The organism is Rhizobium sp. WW_1 (genome assembly GCF_003610155.1).
Classification (GTDB): domain Bacteria; phylum Pseudomonadota; class Alphaproteobacteria; order Rhizobiales; family Rhizobiaceae; genus Rhizobium; species Rhizobium tropici_A.
Map to the genome: position 1 here is coordinate 139,510 of NZ_RAIN01000014.1, position 15,869 is coordinate 155,378.

Consider the following 15,869-nt stretch of genomic DNA (forward strand, 5'->3'; position numbering starts at 1 on the left):
CGGCATGGTCAATCCTGCGTTACCACGGTTCGGCAGCGTAGGGCCAGGATCGCCATTTCGCTCCGCAAGAGCACTGCAGCATCATTGGAAGCGCACATCTTCATAACTCATCCAGTCGCTTTGACCTGTCTATACAGGCACAGCATATGGCTACTTGCAAGGCAATATTCGATGAGAAGGAAGGGAAGGCAATTCCAGTGAAGGAAACCAGGTTCAACCACTGGGCTGAGTTCCACGATATGGCCCCGCATGCGATGCGGACGTCAACCCCATTTGCAATATAGGAAGCGGCAATCGCGCGTCACCGCCATTGCCGCTTCCTGTTTGCCTCAAACGCCGGCTTGGCGACGGCATTAGCCGCCGATCATCAGCCTTACGACTTCCTCGTGATTGGTGTCGGCGATGTTGCGCTCTCCCGCGACAATCCCGCGGCGCAAGACGACGATGCGGTCGGATACGGCGAAGATATCCTGCAGATTATGCGAGATGAAGATGACGCCACGCCCTTGCGCCTTCAAGGACTTGATCAACGCCACGACCTTGCGCTGCTCTGGCACGCCAAGTGCGGCGGTCGGCTCGTCCATGACCAGAATACGGGCATTCCAGTAAACCGCGCGTCCGATCGCAACCGCCTGGCGTTGTCCGCCGGAGAAATTACTGACGGGCGCATCGAGCCGCTTCACGTGGAAGTCAAGCTCGGCCATCGTTTTGCGCGCCGCTTCCGCCATGGCCTTGCGATCGAGGACCGGCAGGAAGCCGAAGAGCTTCTTCATCGGCTCGCGGCCGAGGAAGATATTGGCGCCGATCGGCAAGTTGTCGGCAAGCGCGAGATCCTGGTAGATCGTCTCGATACCCTTCTCGCGCGCATCTTGCGGTGAGGAGAAGGTAACGGGCTTGCCCTCGATCAGGATTTCGCCCGCAGTCGGCGGATAGACGCCGGAGATCGCCTTGATCATCGTGGTCTTGCCAGCGCCGTTATCGCCGGCAAGGGCCACGACTTCGCCGGGCCGCACGACCATGGAGCAATTGTCGAGGGCACGCACGGCGCCGAAATAGCGCGAGAGATTGCGGACCTCGAGGAGGGGGGTGACGCTATTCATCCTGTTTCGCTCCGCTGAACCGGCGCTGCGCCTGGTCGATGAGCACCGAAATGATGATGACGACGCCGACGGCGATGAACTGCCAGAACGGCTCCACATTCATGAAGACAAGGCCGTACTGGATAACGGCAATAACGAGAGCGCCGGCGACGGTACCGATGATCGTACCCGATCCGCCGAACAGGCTCGCACCGCCGATCACGACCGCGGCCACGCTGTCGAGCAGCAGCGGCTCGCCCGCCTGCGCCGCACCGGCCGTGAAGCGGGCGGCGTAGAGCGCGCCGCCGAGCCCCGCGCAAACGGCGGAGAGCATATAGAGGCGCAGCAGATGGGACTTGATGTCTATGCCGGCGCGGCGGGCCGCCTGCGCATTGGCGCCGATGGCGTAATTATGCTGGCCGAAGCGTGTCTGGCTGAGCAGGTAGTGCATGATGAGCACAAAGACGAGCGTGACGATGACAAGATAAGGCACGCCGAAGAACCGTCCGTTGCCGAGTTCGGCGAAATATGAGTTCTTGACCGGCACCGTCGTGCCGCCGGCAAGCAGAAAGGCCGTGCCGCGCGCAACGCCGAACATGCCGAGCGTGCCGATGAAGGGCGGAACCTTGAGACGGGAGATCAGCAGGCCGTTGATGAAGCCGGGAACCGCGGCTGCCAGCATGGCGACAAGAATGCCGAAGACCATTGCCGCGGGCAGGGGCATGTAGAGGCCGGCAATATTGGCGACATGCGCGGCGACAACCGCAGCAAGTCCCATGATGAAGCCGGTCGACAGGTCGATGCCGCCCGAAATGATGACGAAGGTCTGCCCGATCGCCAGCAGTAGCGGCGCCACCGCGAAGATCGCCACGGACTGCCAATTGAAGCTTGAGCCGACGAAGGTGCCGCCGAAGTCGATCCGCGCCCAGATCTCGAAAGTCACGATGAGTGCGGCAAGAAAGAGCCATGCGCGCAATTGCGCGATGCGGTTAAGGATGGTTTTTGCGTCGTCGCCGTGGTCGGCCTGAGGCGCCACGTGCTGATCCGTCTTGCGGACCTCTGCATTGTCGATGGTCATTGATCGGTCCAAACTGGAGCGTTAGTGGCGCGAAGATCGAACGCCATCGCTCTATCATCGTTGGATAATGTGCCTCGCCAATCCAGCGAGGCACAGACTATCTCCGCGTCAATCGGAGTAGATAAATTTGGCGATCTTCTTGTCTGTCACGTTCGACTTGTCGATGACCGTGAAGCCGGTGCCGATTGCTGTCGGGATCGAATTACCGGTCAGATGCGCGTAGGCCGCCATAACGCCGAAATAGCCGATTTCGGCCGGGTGCTGCGCGATCGCGAGGTCGACGAGGCCGGAATTGATGCTGTCGACGATGGATGTCGGCGCATCGAAGGCGACGACGCGGATCTTGCCCGTCTGGCCGGCCTGCTGCACGCCATTGGCTGCACCGAGCGCGGAGAAGAGGTTCGCGCCGAAAACACCGTCGAGATCGGAGTTGCGGGCGTAGACCGCCTGCAGCTGCGACGCTGCCTTGTTGGCGTCGTCGTCGTTATACTGCGTCTCCAGAACGGTGATGTTCGGATATTTCTTCATCTCCTCCTTGAAGCCCTGCTCGCGCTGGTCGGTGGTCGATACGCCGGGCTTAACGTTGGAGACGTAGACCTTGCCCTTTTCGCCGACGGCCTTCGCCAGGGCGCGGGCGGCAATAGCGCCGCCGAGCAGATTGTCCGAGGCGATGTAGGACAGCGGGAAGTCGGCATCGCCGTTGCCCGTCTGATAAACGCCGTTGCCGATGAAGGTATCGACCGTGATGATCGGAATGCCGGCATCATTGGCCTTTTTCAGAGGCTGGATCAACTGATCCTTGTCGGTCGGCGCGATCAGAATGAAATCGGGCTTCTTGGCGATCACCGCATCCAGAACCGGAACCTGGGTGACCGGGTTGAAATCGGGGCCGCCCTGCCAGACGAGCTCGGCACCGACAGCCTTGGCAGCCGCTTCGGCACCCTTATGCATGGTGATGTAGAAATTATCGGTCGTCAGGCCCGGAATAAGGGCAATCGTGAACTTCTTGTCTGCGGCTTTGGTGTTGCCGGCAACTGCCGCAACACCGGTCGCGAGCGATGCCACGGCCGTAGCCTTTAGAAATGAGCGGCGCTCCATGATTTTCCTCCTCTTGAAGCCGAACCTCCCCTGTCCGGCATAGCGATAATCAGTGGGTTAATTCGGCACGTCAAGTAATTTTTTTCTGCAATGAATTTCTATTATCCGTTTGATTTGATTGGAAAAGCCTCACATGTGCGCGACATTGTGATCCGCCTCGGACATAGCGTCGCAAGGCGGTTCTCGACCATTTCGCATAAGCACCGCCAGCCTTGCCGACGCTTCCATCATTCGCCGTCGAAGACGTGCGAAAGCCAACTCAAGACAGCCTCAATATCAGGCTCCTGCGTCTGGTCGACCGTCATCACGGCGCCGCACCCCATCGGCTCAGCCCGATCGGCGAGCGCGATCAGTTCCGGCACGTATTCGGCGCCCGGATGTCCTGGTAATCGATCCTCGAGCCGGCTGGCATAACGCTCGCCGGCAACCGACCCCGGCACCTTGCACCAGAGCTCGGCGACATGCTCGATCTTCGCCGCATCGATATAGGCTTCGAGCTGCGCCTTCGGCTGAAAGCCGAACCAGGCATCGATGATGAAAGTCGAGCCGGCCGGCGCCTCAGCAATAAAGGACCAGATCGCCTGGTAGCTCGCCTTTCCGAGCGTCCGGTTAAAGTCGCGATCGACCGGGCCGATATGTTGCAGGAAAGGGTTCTTGATGCCGTCGAGCGACAAGATCGGCCAGCCTGCTCGTTGAGACAGGGCTTTGGCGAGCCGGCTCTTGCCGGAAGCCGGCACGCCATTCACCAGGACGACCCGCTTTCCCTGCGATGAGACATGGGCGTCGAAAATCGAAAGTCCCGCGCCGATCACGCCGGCATCGTCGGCAAGTTTTGCCGGCAGTATTGGCGGGCAAAACCAGGGCGCGGCCGCCGGCAAGTCGGCAAGGGCGCGCGCCGCGTCGCAGCCCAGCCCGCCGCCGAGCAGGATGATTTCCGGGTCCATCGTCGCTGCGATGTTGTCGAGCGCGATGCGCAGGGGCATGGCCCATTGCCGCAGGACGCACACCGCCGCCTCGTTTCCCTCGGCCGCCATGTCCAAGACGTCTCGAATCGTCGTCGCCGGCAATCCGGCTTCGGCGATGTGCCGGCGCAGCGCGGTTCCGGAGCTGAAGGTTTCGACGCAGCCGCGCCTCCCGCAGGGGCAGGGTGGGCCATCGGAGGAAACGCAGATATGGCCGAGCTGCCCTGCCGTCCTATGCCCGTGATAGATGCGGCCGGCATGGGCGACGGCACCGCCAATGCCGGTTCCGATCGTCAGCATCGCGACATTCCGGTAGCCCTTGGCGCCACCGGTCTTCATCTCGGCAATCAGCGCCATACTGCAATCATTTTCGATGACGACAGGCTTTCCGAGAGCCGATTCCAGCCGCTTGACGAAGTCGAGGCCTGCGAGGTTGATAATGCCGCCGGACAGGATTTCGCGGCTGGCGACATCGACCCGCCCGGGTATGCCGACGCCGATCCCCAGGACCTCCGGTGCATCAAGCTCGCGCGCCAGCGCTATGACGCGCTCCAATACAAGCAGGGGATCAGTTGGCGTGCGTTCCGATAGCTTTGCAAGAATTTCGCCCTTCGCCGAGATGAGCGCAGCGCGAATATTCGTGCCCCCGATATCGACCCCGACGGCGGCGTCAGCCATTGGCGCGCTGCCCATGGTCAGCACCATGCGAGCCCGTGCCCTTGAAATGCGTCGCAATGACAGCCTGGATTTCACGCAGTCTTGGAACAGCAACCGACTCGAGCCGATCCTTCGTCACGGACCGGTCGAGCGAGATGCAATCCTTCCATAGCGAACGGCCGGCAATGACGCCCGAGGCACCGTTGCGCATGGCATCCTCGACCTGCGTCAGGAAGGTTGAGTGGTCGACCCCGGCGGAAAGAACCGCCCATGGCACCTCACCAGCAAGGCGGGTGACCTGCGCACAGGCTTGCGACGATCCCGGATAGGGGATCTTCAAGACTTTCGCGCCCAGATCGAGGCAGATCTTGCTGCCGCCGACGATCAGGGACGGCAAACTGGCTTTATATGCGGCTTCGTCCTCATCCTCGAATCTATAGGTCAGGAATTCGACGACGAGCAGAAGATCCTCGCGGGCGAAGTCCTCGATGCATTGCTTGAGGATCTCAATGTTATGGACATTCGCTGCATCCCGGTCGGAGCGCAGATAAACCATGATCTTGCCGCCGGTCGCGCCCAGCTGCCGTACGCGGCGTGCGGAAATGCCGGGAACGAGCTTCGAGAGACGATAGCCTTCCGGCGACGTATCCCAACCGGAGGCGTCGAGGCCGATCAGCAGCGCGGTGTCGCGCTGAAGGACGCGATCATCGACAAGAGCGGGGACGGCGCAGATTGGATCGACGAGAACGCAAGATGCCTTGCTTGCCAAGAAACGGGCGATATCGGCCTTGGTGTCCCCCAGGACCTTGTCGGAGATCGCGGCCTGTTCGGCCGGATCCTTGGCCAGAAGGCTGCGCATGCCGCCGCGCTGGTCGCAGGCAATCACCATCATGGCACCGTCGCTACCGCAAATCTGCTGGTAGCCGCGCATTTCAGCCGTCGTCAACTTCGTCATGTGATCCTTCCTCCAGCCGTTGCAAGACGGCGCACCGAAGCCATGCCTTCTCCACTCCTCGAAGAGGGCTTTGCTCTTGAAATTGAGGACTCTCATGCGCGGTATAAACGTTGCGAAACCGGCCTTTTTGAGCGATAACTCCTCAAGTGCCGCATGTGTAACACATTGCAGAAAGGAATTTCAATCTGAATTCGTCTCAATCGCAGGAGGCTGCGGCAAATCGCGCATTGCTGCATACCGTCGCCAAATTGCACTACCAGTCCGACATGTCGCAGGTGGACATCGCCAAGAAGCTTGGCCTATCCACCGCGACGGTATCGCGATTGCTGCAGCGGGCGCGGGCAGTCGGCATCGTCCGGATCGAAGTGATCGATCTGTCCCCCGCCGAAGATCTGAGTGCTGCGCTGATCGATCGGCTCAAGCTGCGCACCGCCGCGGTCATCGATACGCCGTCATCGAACGTGCTTAGCGCACTGGCCGCGCCTGTCGGTACGCTTTTGCAGCAGGCCGGCATGCGCTCCGGCTCGACACTGGGCATCGGTTGGGGGCGGGCGGTGCGCGAGGTGACAATGGCCGGGCTGCCGCAATTGCCGGGCATAGTCACCGTCGCGCTGAATGGCGGCATGCAACAAGCGGCGCCGCATTTCCAGATCAATGAATTCGTTCGGCAGGCAGCCGCACAGATGGGGGGCGTACCGCATTTTCTGCATGCGCCCTACATCTCGTCGGCGGAACTCCGGAATGCCTTTCTCGGCGACCCGACAGTGCAGCAGGTGACATCGCTTTGGGACAAGCTCGATGCCGCAATCGTCGGCGTTGGCCTCACGCACGCGGCAAACCCTTCCGAAGCGGCGCTGCCGGGAGAGAAGGCGCTGAGCCACGCAACCGGCGACGTGCTCCGCCATTACATTACCGAAGAGGGCGAGATCCTGCATTGGGATGGTGAGGAGGGAATGATTGCCGCCTCTCCGGAGCAATTGCGCAAGGTGCCGCTCTGCATCGCGGTCGCCGCCACTCCCGGTAAGGCGAGCGGTATCATCGGCGCGGCGCGGTCGGGAATGATCAATGCCCTGGTTACCGACGCCAATACCGCACAGGCCATACTCGATCGCCTGTCGTCCGGTCAGAAAGCGGAGAATCGGTCCTGATGCTTTTTGACGGCCGTTCCTTCGGCGCCTTCCTGTTCGACATGGATGGAACCCTTCTGAATTCGATCGCGGTTGCCGAACGGGTCTGGACCGCATGGGCAGAAAGGCGCGGCGTCGATGCCGTCAGCCTGCTGGCAACCGTCCACGGCCGCAAGGCGATCGAGACGATTACTGGCCTCGGCCTGTCGGGGATCGATCCCGCGGAAGAAGTCAGGGTGTTGACCCAGGCCGAAGTTGATGACGTCGAAGGCGTCGAGCCCATTGCCGGGGCACACAAGTTTCTGAAGAGCCTGCCGCCGGATCGTTGGGCGGTCGTCACCTCGGCTCCTCGGGAACTGGCCAAAGTTCGCCTCGAGGCGGCCGGACTTCCCTGGCCGAAAATTCTGATCGCCGGCGAAGATGTCCAGCATGGCAAGCCGGCACCAGATTGCTTCATGTTAGGTGCCAGGATGTTGGCCCAACCCATTGAGGAATGTCTTGTTTTTGAGGATGCATCTGCCGGAATAGAGGCAGCGGAAGCAGCAGGTGCTTCCGTATTGATCATCAGCGCGACGCATCGAACACCGCTCTTGGCGCGGCATCCGAGTGTTGAGGATTATGATCGTCTGGCTGCGACCATCGACGCAGACGGTCGCCTGCACCTATCGGCCTAGTGTCGCGCGTGCTCGTTTAGCGCCCTGACAGTTTCATGAATTCTTCGGGGTAGCGGTCCCCTTCTACCTTGAAGCTGGAAGATGCCTGGCTGATCTCTTCAATTTCACCCTCTTCGAGCCGCAGCGAGAGCGCGCCGAGATTTTCGTCCAGCCGTTCGAGTTTTCTCGTTCCCGGAATGGGGACGATCCAAGGTTTGCGTGCCAGCAGCCAGGCGAGGGCGATCTGCGCAGAGCTTGCACCCTTTCGGTCCGCGATCTCACGCAATCTGTCGACAAGCAATTGGTTGGCTCTACGCGCGTCCTCAGAAAAGCGCGGGACGCGATTGCGGAAATCCGAGCTGTCAAATTTCGTATTCTCATCGATCTTACCGGTCAGGAAACCCTTGCCCAGCGGACTGAAAGGAACAAAGCCTATCCCGAGTTCTTCGAGCAGTGGGATCACGTCTTGCTCCGGGTCGCGCGTCCACAGCGAATATTCGCTCTGCAAGGCCGAAACCGGTTGCACGGCATGGGCGCGACGGATGGAACCGACGCCGGCTTCCGAGAGACCGAAATGCCTTGCCTTTCCCTCCCGGATCAGGTCACGAACCGTGCCAGCCACATCCTCCATCGGGACATCCGGGTCGACACGATGCTGATAGAGCAGGTCTATGCAATCGACCCGCAACCGCTTGAGCATGCCTTCGACTGCACGCTTGATCTGCGCTGGGCGACTGTTGACGCCGCCCTTGTGAACTCCCGTCTCAGGATCAATGTCCCAACCGAACTTCGTCGCGATCACCACCTCGCCGCGAAACGGCTCGAGAGCCTCCCCGACGACTTCCTCGTTTCGGAACGGCCCATAGGCCTCGGCCGTGTCGAAGAAAGTCACGCCGCGTTCGGCCGCGCCGCGGATCAAGGAAATCATGGCGCCGCGGTCAGCCGCTTCGCCATATCCCATGCACCCGAGGCCAAGTGCCGATACTTCCAGACCTGCTTTGCCGAGAAGCCGCTTTTCCATCCTCATCTCCTAGCTCGCGACCATGATCGCGATCGTGGCCGCGCGCGATCCTCTGCCGATCATCGACGACAGATACGGACTCCCGGCATATTTCGCACGATATGCCGCATCGATCCTGTCGTTGACGTGTGCTTCTTCCGCCACGGGTTCGAACAGGACATCCCTGGTCATGCCGCCCGCCTGAATGCGCCCGGCTTTTTGTCGGATCGCCGCCTGATACCAGCTTGAGCCCGTGCCGTTGTAAGCGCGAGCATAGAGAATGCCGTCGACCACGACCGACCATATCCAGGTCGGCGTGCCATGGGTTACACCGTCGTCACGCAAGGGTGAAATATGCAGGTCATCGGTTTCGGCGATGCGCAGGAGTTCCTCGCTATGCCACGCCATGTGCGTCATCCTTTCCGCCAGCTCCTTACCGAAACGGATTATAACCGGGCGCCTTGTAAATCGTCTCCGGCCTGCCTTGAATATCGGGAACGTAGACACTCTCGGCCCAATCGGCCATCGGCACATCCTCGATCGCGACGGAAACCGAGTCTTCGTCGAGACCAAGCGTTTCCATGACGGCCTTGGTCAGGTTTTTCGCTAAGGCCTGCTTCTGTGCTTCGGTCCTACCGGCGGCCATCTTCAAAATGACATGGGGCATTACTCTACTCCTATATTGATAAGCGATTGCCGGTGGCGGCAATGCGATAGACCGCATCGGCGCAAGACGAGACTACCTGCGTGGCCTTCAGGACCTGCGAAAGGAATGTAGGAAGATCCGTTTTCGAGATTAGCACCCGAATGCTACAAGCACTTATGACGTGTGCTCATGAATTGGCGAAGCGACAGCCATAGACAGCCTGCCGAGACCCGACAGGCTATCGAAGGCGCAAGGGATGCTTCTCATGCCGCACGCGGCAACAGAGATTTCAGGTTCGCATCGGTCAATGCTTCGATTGGCGGCGTAACCCGCCTGGCGATCAGCAACTCACTCAGCTTTATATCTTTCGCGATCTTGTTGCCGGGACCGACACCGCTTGCCGCGACGAGCCGTCGGTCGTCGTCGAGGTGAAACAGGATAAAAGCGCCGTCGCCAAGATCTCGCCGAACGACGAGACACCCTTCATCGACAAGACCGGCGATCTGCAGGGTATGATCGAACTGATCGGACCAGAAATAGGGAACGGCCTGATAGCTCTGCGCCGCGCCCGACAGATTTGCCGCAGCGAGAATGCCCTGATCCTGCGCGTTGCGCCAGGCTTCGAGGCGCAGCCGGCGGCCGCCGTAAAGAGGATGGGGAAAGGAGCAGCAGTCGCCGGCGGCATAGATATCAGTAACCGACGTCTCCAGGCACTCATTGACGGCTATGCCGTTATCGATGGCAATACCGGCCTGAGCGGCAAGCTCGGTGCGCGGCTGCGCGCCGATCCCGACAACAAGCACATCCGCCGACATCTCATCTCCATCGGAGAGAGAAATATCGACGCGCCATTCATTCGCTTCTATCCCGAGGACCGTTACGCCGCATTTCACGGTGACCCCATTGCGCTGATGCAGCGCCGTGATCGCTTCGGCGATCGGCTCCGGTACGCCACGCTTGAGAATACGCTCCTGGAATTCGATGACCGTGACCTTGGCTCCGCGGCTGCGGGCCGATGCGGCGACCTCCAGGCCGATGAAACCGCCACCGAGCACGCCCACATGCATATCCGCTCGGATGAGCGAACGGAGTGCAAACGCGTCCTCGATCGTCCTTAGATAAAGTATCCTGCTGCTGGCGGGTGCGTTCGGCAATCGTCTCGGCGTCGCACCGGTCGTCAGCAGCAATTTGTCGTAGGGCATCGCCCGGCCATCCGAGAGCATGAGCTGCTTTCCGGAAGCATCGATAGCATCAGCAGATGCGCCGCAGATATGCTGAATGGCATACTTGGCCAGCACGCTATCGCTGAGGACGGCGGGCAGTTTGGGCTCTGTTACATCGAGCAAAATCTGCTTGGAAAGGGGAGGCCGCTCATAGGGGAGATGGACCTCGTCGCCGATCAGGGTGATTGCGTGCCGGTAGCCGTTTTCCCTTAGGCTCAAAGCGGCGCGCGCGCCGCATTCGCCGGCACCGACGATGATGACGCCCGCATTGCCGCTCATGCTCCTATCCCGATCATGACGCGATCGCCTTCTACTCTGACCGGATAGGTTCTCAGATTGATGCAGACCGGCGCGCCGCGCGCTTCGCCAGTCTTGTAGCTGAAACGGCCATTGTGCTTCGGACACTCGATCGTGTCGCCCATGACGAGACCGTCCGCCAGGTGGATCTTCTCGTGGGTGCAAAGTCCGTCCGTGGCGAAATACTCGTCGTCAGGGCTGCGATAGATCGCAAAGGTTTTTCCGGCGTGATCAAAGCGGACGACATCCTCCTGATCGATTTCGTCGGCAGCGCATGCATCAACCCAAGTCGTCATTTCTTCCTCCTCATTCCAATCATTGCAAGGCGCGAAGCCATCATCGGATGTCGGGAGCAAGTTGGCGTTGCGCCTTGATCGCGCTTCGTTTTCCGCTCCCGACTGGTTTGAAGCATGCGCGAGATAGGCCTTCACTTTCCACGCCGATTATGATCATTTTTCATCAGGGAGGAGCCCAATGAAAAAGACTCGCCTGGTGGATATTGCGGCGGCCGCAGGTGTCGGCATCGCGACGGTCGAGCGCGTTCTCAACGAACGCGGCAGCGTAAAGCCGCGGACGGCCGAGAAGGTGGTGCTGGCCGCCAAGCAACTCGGTTACAAGGGCATCATCCCGAGGCTCTATCGCGGCACGATCCGTATCGAGGTGATCCTGGTTCGACCGGAGTCGCCGTTCTTCAGCCGGCTCAACCACGCCTTCGAGCGGATTGCCGCCTCATTGGACAGCTCTATTACAATCCATCGCACTTTCGTCGAGGAGAGCGATCCCGAGAAATTTGCCGCGCATGTGGCCAATAGCAACATTCGCCGCCATGGCCTGATCGTCGCGGCCATCGACCATCCCGCAATTCGGGAGAGCTTGCGAGAGGCGCGTGCCGCCGGTGTTGAGGTCGTCCAGATCGTCTCCTACCTGACCGGCCGGGATGACGTCTTCGTCGGCATCGACAATTATGCCGCCGGCCGGACCGCCGGCTTCTACATGTCACGCATGCTCCGGCACGCAAAGGGAAGCGTCGTCGCCATCTGTCATAGCTGGGCCTACCAGATCCACAGGGAGCGCATTCGTGGTTTCTCCGATTATCTCAATTCTCAGCACAGCTCCGCGCTGCAGTTTTCGGAGGTCGTATTCGGCTGGGATGACGATGTGAAATCCGCCGAGATGATGACGCAGGCGCTGCGTCGCTGTCCGGATATCGTTGGCGTCTACAACGCCGGCGGCGCCAATCTCGGTGTGGGCTCAGCGCTTCGGCGCCTTCAGCAACAGGAGGAAAGCGATTGCGTCTGGATAGCGCACGAACTCAACGACGAAACACGCAGGTTCATCGCATCCGGGTTGATGACGCTCGTTCTCGATCAGGCACCTGAAACCCAGGCAAGGCGCGCACTGGATACGATATTATCGCGAATGGGGATTATCGATGTGCCTGTTAGCCAGGAGCCGGTTCCGTTCCTGACCTATACTGCCGAGAATATTGGTCCGGCGTCCAGTCACCAGTAAGCGACAAAGCCGGAGCCTGCGGAAGGAGGGCCGCAGGCTCCGGCATTTCCCGCCATCAACGGCCGGTTGGGACCGGCGGCGGGGGGAGAACCTAAAAGCGCATATGGAGCATCCAACGCCTTTGGCAAGCCGTGGAATTCAACGGGTTTGTCGGAAAAATTCCACCGGCCTACATGGGCTCTAGCCCGGCGTGCCGGAGCGGCGAGCCTGCTTCTCCGCATACTTCTTTGCGCGCTCCATGAACCGCTTGTTCATGCGATCCTCCGCCTCCTTCGAACCATCATGAAAAGTGCCGAACCACTGGTCGAGTGGGATAACGCCGTCGGCATAATTGCATTCGAAGAACTTGTGATGGAGGTAGTGGTCATAGGCATGGGTATCGATCCCGGCCTCTTCGCCGATGACGATCTTGTCGAAGCCGGCGTGGCCCGGCGCGGGTGCCAGCGCGGTATGGGTCAGATGGAACAGCGCATGGATTGGATTGGACGGTACGATCCAGTGAATGAGAACGCCTGAGAAATACAAGAGATGCTCGACCGGGTGCATGGCGAGGCCTGACCACGGGCCGGGATTGACGTTGTTGTGATGCAGCTTGTGGACCGTATGATAGAGCGGTGGCCAGTGGATCAGCCGATGCACGAGGTAGAAGTGCAGATCGCGGAAGGCCGGGATCAGCAGCATGATGATCGCGCAATAGATCGGGTGTTTGGCGAAATCGACATAGGGAATGATGCCGTTTGCAAAAGCCCAGAGCGTCATCACCTCAAAAGCCGTCCAGAAGGGTACGGCGCTCGCAAAGGTCCAGATCACGTTGTCGACGGTCTGGTTGCTGAAGAGGAAGGCGGAATTATCCTTCGACGGCCACTTGCTGTTGTATTTGAAGCTCGTGCCCTGCTTCTTCTGCATATAGAGACGCAGGTGAAAGGCGCCGAAAAACAGGAAGACCAGCGCGGCGTTGCGCAAGAGAAGATAGGCGATCCAGCCCGGCGCCAACGTCTTCATCGTCTCCATCGACGGCGTTGCATAGAGCCACAGCAGCGTCGCGACGACGGCATAGACGACATTCCAGGGCATCAGGTAACCCGGATAGCCGAAGAACCATTTCAGGAATGCGATCGGTTTGGCCGGCCAGATGAAGACAGGCGGATATTGCAGAAGCTTTTTAGGTTTCCAGTCGCCGCGCTTGTCGCGCGTGCCGTAGAGCGTGTCGTCCATGATGGGCCTCCCGGTGAATGAAACGATGCGGTCAGTGTCAGCGACGCCGGCTCGAAACGACAGCATTGATTTGATGAAATTTGCTCACGGCGGCGGAAGTTCGCTGGCGGGTAACTCAGGGCGGGAAGGGGAGGCCGGTAGCCTCTCCTTCCCATGCGCCGGCAGTCGCGCTCATCGTTGCCGATACCGGTCCTCTCAGTTTAAGCTTTCGAACTGGACCATGTTGTCCTTCGTCACCAGCTTGAAGGGTATCCAGACTTCCCGGTCGATCTGCTCGCCTTTGGCGGCCTTGATTGCGGTATCGACAGCGCCGCGCCCCTGTGCCTTGGCGTCCTGGAAGACGGTGACCTTGAGATCGCCCGATTTCATCGCCTGCAGCGCATCCGGCGTCGCATCGATGCCCGCAACGATCGTCTTGTCAGTCGAGCCGCCGGAATTCTTGATCGCGGAGATCGCACCGAGCGCCATCTCGTCATTGTTGGCGATGACGGCATCGAAGGATAGGCCCGAGGTCAGCCAATTGGAAACGAGATCGGCACCGTCCACGCGGCTCCAGTTGCCGACCTGCTCGCGTACCACCTTGATGCCCCTGCAGTCTCCTGTCTTCAGCACATCATGCACGTCCTGCGTCCGCTGGCGTGCCGCCTGGCTGCTGAGGTCGCCGACCATGATGACGATATCGCCCTTGCCGCCGAGCATGCGACAGACTTCTTTCGTCTGCAGCGTGCCGGATTCGGTTTCGTTCGAACCGACGAAGGCCTGCTTCTTGCCGAGCGTGGAGAGATCGGTCGGCTGGATGTTGACGTAGATCAGCGGAATGCCAGCTTCCTCGGCAATCTTGCTGATTGCCGGCGTGCCGTCCGAATCCACGGGGTCGACGATGATGGCGGAGACGCCACCGGCGGCGAAATTTCGGACTTGGTCAAGCTGCTTGTTGACGTCGTTTGCGGCATCCACCACCTGCAGATCGAGCCCCTTGGTCTTGGCGTAGTCCTGCATGCCGTTGGCGATCAGGGTTTGGAAATTGGTCGTCAGGTAACCCATCGAAACGCCGATCCGATCGGCGGCATGGGCCTGCGACGACAGCACGAGCGCGAGCGCGCTTGCACTCAAAAACTTCAGCATGTTCTCCTCCCAGGAAACAGCGGCCCACCCGGCCGCCTGGAAAGAGTTACCGATGGAGCCGACCGGCGTCCGGGAGTATTTTGATGAAAAACCATCATGCCGGCGGGCCGCGATCGAGCGAATACATCCGCTTTGCAATGAAACGCGCCGATGATCAAAAGCCATCACCGGGTCCGCTGGCAAAGACTTCGAATTCATGATCTGAGCAGCCTACAGGTAGGGGAGGAACGATGCAGAACTTGCTCATATTCCAGTCGCTCTGGTCCATGGAGCGGCGCAGTGCTCGTCATCCGGAGCTTTCTCTGGAAGAAAATATCGAAAAGATCGCCGCCAACGGCTTCGATGGCATCAGTACCCATTGGTATGACAGCAATGTCGTTGCGCGCATCGCGGGCCTGCTCAAGCAGCATGGCTTGCAAGCGGAGGGGCAATGCTTCCCTAAGACGGTCGACGATCTGAAGCCGGCACTGGAGGTCGCCGCGGAATTCAATGTCCATCACATCTGTCTGCAGCCCGACGTGCGGCTGCGACGGTTGGAGGACTGCATCCCCCTGCTGGAAGGCTGGCAGCGGCTGGCGGAGGAGGCCGGCATCGATGTCTGGATCGAGACGCATCGCGACCGGATGACGACGGATCTGTTTTTCACGCTCGACCTGCTCGATCGGCTACCGGAGTTGCGGCTGCTCGGCGACATCTCCCACTTCCTCGTCGGGCGGGAGTTCGCCTGGCCGGTATCCGACGAAAACCATGCGCTCATTCATCGGATACTGGACAGCTCATGGGCTTTCCACGGCCGCGTTGCCTCCCGCGAGCAAGTCCAGATCGAGATTTCCTTCCCGCATCACAGACCCTGGGTCGATCTTTTCCTCGACTGGTGGGACTATGGCTTCAGAAGCTGGCGCAGGCGTGCGGCCAAGGACGCGACGCTTGCCTTCACCTGCGAATTGGGGCCGAAACCCTATGCGATTACCGGAAGGGACGGTGAGGACAGCACTGACCGCTGGGAGGAATCCCTGCAGATGCGCCAGGAAATACGCGATTTGTGGGCCAAGATATCAAGCTAACAAATCAAACGAGATATCGGTGATAGACTATTGATTTTGGAGGAATTTCTATGGACGTAAGAGCAGCAGTCGCGGTTCAGGCAGGCAAGCCGCTTGAGGTGATGACGGTTCAGCTTGAGGGGCCTCGCGCTGGCGAAGTGCTGATCGAGGTCAAGGCGACCGGCATCTGCCACACCGA

General features: G+C 60.1%; 16 protein-coding genes and 1 pseudogene. 5 read left to right on the forward strand and 12 right to left on the reverse strand.

What is annotated here, in order from left to right:
* Window positions 1-353: 353 nt before the first annotated feature.
* The 5 genes from BJ928_RS29655 to BJ928_RS29675 form a co-directional block, all read right to left on the reverse strand.
* Entirely contained in the window at window positions 354-1,100 is a 747-nt protein-coding gene (locus tag BJ928_RS29655; protein WP_047634459.1) for an ATP-binding cassette domain-containing protein, read from the reverse strand.
* The gene (locus BJ928_RS29660) at window positions 1,093-2,157 is read right to left on the reverse strand and encodes a ribose ABC transporter (RefSeq protein ID WP_047634458.1); all 1,065 of its coding nucleotides are present in this window, start codon (window positions 2,155-2,157) and stop codon (window positions 1,093-1,095) included. Before BJ928_RS29660 ends, BJ928_RS29655 begins: the two co-directional genes overlap by 8 nt.
* A gap of 108 nt (window positions 2,158-2,265) precedes the next feature.
* Window positions 2,266-3,255: a substrate-binding domain-containing protein gene (locus BJ928_RS29665; RefSeq protein ID WP_047634456.1), complete on the reverse strand. Its 990-nt coding sequence runs from the start codon at window positions 3,253-3,255 to the stop codon at window positions 2,266-2,268.
* Window positions 3,256-3,482: 227 nt separating this feature from the next.
* A complete protein-coding gene (locus tag BJ928_RS29670; RefSeq protein WP_047634453.1) occupies window positions 3,483-4,895 on the reverse strand; it encodes an ROK family protein in 1,413 nt (470 codons plus the stop codon).
* Window positions 4,888-5,829: a tagatose-bisphosphate aldolase gene (locus tag BJ928_RS29675; RefSeq protein ID WP_047634452.1), complete on the reverse strand. Its 942-nt coding sequence runs from the start codon at window positions 5,827-5,829 to the stop codon at window positions 4,888-4,890. The genes BJ928_RS29670 and BJ928_RS29675 overlap by 8 nt, the downstream gene beginning before the upstream one ends.
* Before the next feature lie 227 nt (window positions 5,830-6,056).
* On the opposite strand from BJ928_RS29675, the gene BJ928_RS29680 reads away from it, so the two are divergent.
* Window positions 6,057-6,977 (forward strand): sugar-binding domain-containing protein, encoded by a 921-nt coding sequence (locus BJ928_RS29680; RefSeq protein ID WP_047634451.1) that lies wholly within the window; start codon window positions 6,057-6,059, stop codon window positions 6,975-6,977.
* The gene (locus BJ928_RS29685) at window positions 6,977-7,630 is read left to right on the forward strand and encodes an HAD-IA family hydrolase (protein WP_047634450.1); all 654 of its coding nucleotides are present in this window, start codon (window positions 6,977-6,979) and stop codon (window positions 7,628-7,630) included. Before BJ928_RS29680 ends, BJ928_RS29685 begins: the two co-directional genes overlap by 1 nt.
* Window positions 7,631-7,646: 16 nt before the next feature.
* Here BJ928_RS29685 and BJ928_RS29690 read toward each other — a convergent pair whose 3' ends face one another.
* From BJ928_RS29690 to BJ928_RS29710, 5 genes are all read right to left on the reverse strand, one after another.
* On the reverse strand, window positions 7,647-8,630 hold the full coding sequence (locus BJ928_RS29690; RefSeq protein ID WP_047634448.1) for an aldo/keto reductase: 984 nt from the start codon (window positions 8,628-8,630) through the stop codon (window positions 7,647-7,649).
* A 9-nt stretch (window positions 8,631-8,639) separates the two neighbouring features.
* The gene (locus BJ928_RS29695; RefSeq protein WP_047634447.1) at window positions 8,640-9,017 is read right to left on the reverse strand and encodes a DUF2255 family protein; all 378 of its coding nucleotides are present in this window, start codon (window positions 9,015-9,017) and stop codon (window positions 8,640-8,642) included.
* 25 nt (window positions 9,018-9,042) lie between these two features.
* Window positions 9,043-9,276, reverse strand: coding sequence for a 4-oxalocrotonate tautomerase family protein (locus BJ928_RS29700; RefSeq protein WP_047634446.1), 234 nt, complete (start codon window positions 9,274-9,276; stop codon window positions 9,043-9,045).
* A gap of 242 nt (window positions 9,277-9,518) precedes the next feature.
* Entirely contained in the window at window positions 9,519-10,757 is a 1,239-nt protein-coding gene (locus BJ928_RS29705; protein WP_047634445.1) for an FAD-dependent oxidoreductase, read from the reverse strand.
* Complete coding sequence (locus BJ928_RS29710; RefSeq protein ID WP_047634593.1) at window positions 10,754-11,071, reverse strand: MocE family 2Fe-2S type ferredoxin; 318 nt, start codon at window positions 11,069-11,071, stop codon at window positions 10,754-10,756. The genes BJ928_RS29705 and BJ928_RS29710 overlap by 4 nt, the downstream gene beginning before the upstream one ends.
* Before the next feature lie 178 nt (window positions 11,072-11,249).
* On the opposite strand from BJ928_RS29710, the gene BJ928_RS29715 reads away from it, so the two are divergent.
* Window positions 11,250-12,287: a LacI family DNA-binding transcriptional regulator gene (locus BJ928_RS29715; RefSeq protein WP_047634444.1), complete on the forward strand. Its 1,038-nt coding sequence runs from the start codon at window positions 11,250-11,252 to the stop codon at window positions 12,285-12,287.
* A 180-nt stretch (window positions 12,288-12,467) separates the two neighbouring features.
* On the opposite strand, the gene BJ928_RS29720 is transcribed toward BJ928_RS29715, so the two are convergent.
* Together BJ928_RS29720 and BJ928_RS29725 are read right to left on the reverse strand one after the other, a co-directional pair.
* Entirely contained in the window at window positions 12,468-13,502 is a 1,035-nt protein-coding gene (locus BJ928_RS29720; RefSeq protein WP_047634443.1) for a sterol desaturase family protein, read from the reverse strand.
* 195 nt (window positions 13,503-13,697) lie between these two features.
* Complete coding sequence (locus tag BJ928_RS29725) at window positions 13,698-14,627, reverse strand: sugar ABC transporter substrate-binding protein (protein ID WP_047634442.1); 930 nt, start codon at window positions 14,625-14,627, stop codon at window positions 13,698-13,700.
* 230 nt (window positions 14,628-14,857) lie between these two features.
* Between BJ928_RS29725 and BJ928_RS29730 the strand changes: the two genes are divergently transcribed.
* Window positions 14,858-15,691 (forward strand): sugar phosphate isomerase/epimerase, encoded by an 834-nt coding sequence (locus BJ928_RS29730; RefSeq protein ID WP_047634441.1) that lies wholly within the window; start codon window positions 14,858-14,860, stop codon window positions 15,689-15,691.
* 50 nt (window positions 15,692-15,741) lie between these two features.
* Window positions 15,742-15,869, forward strand: a pseudogene (locus tag BJ928_RS29735) (S-(hydroxymethyl)glutathione dehydrogenase); the annotation flags it as partial.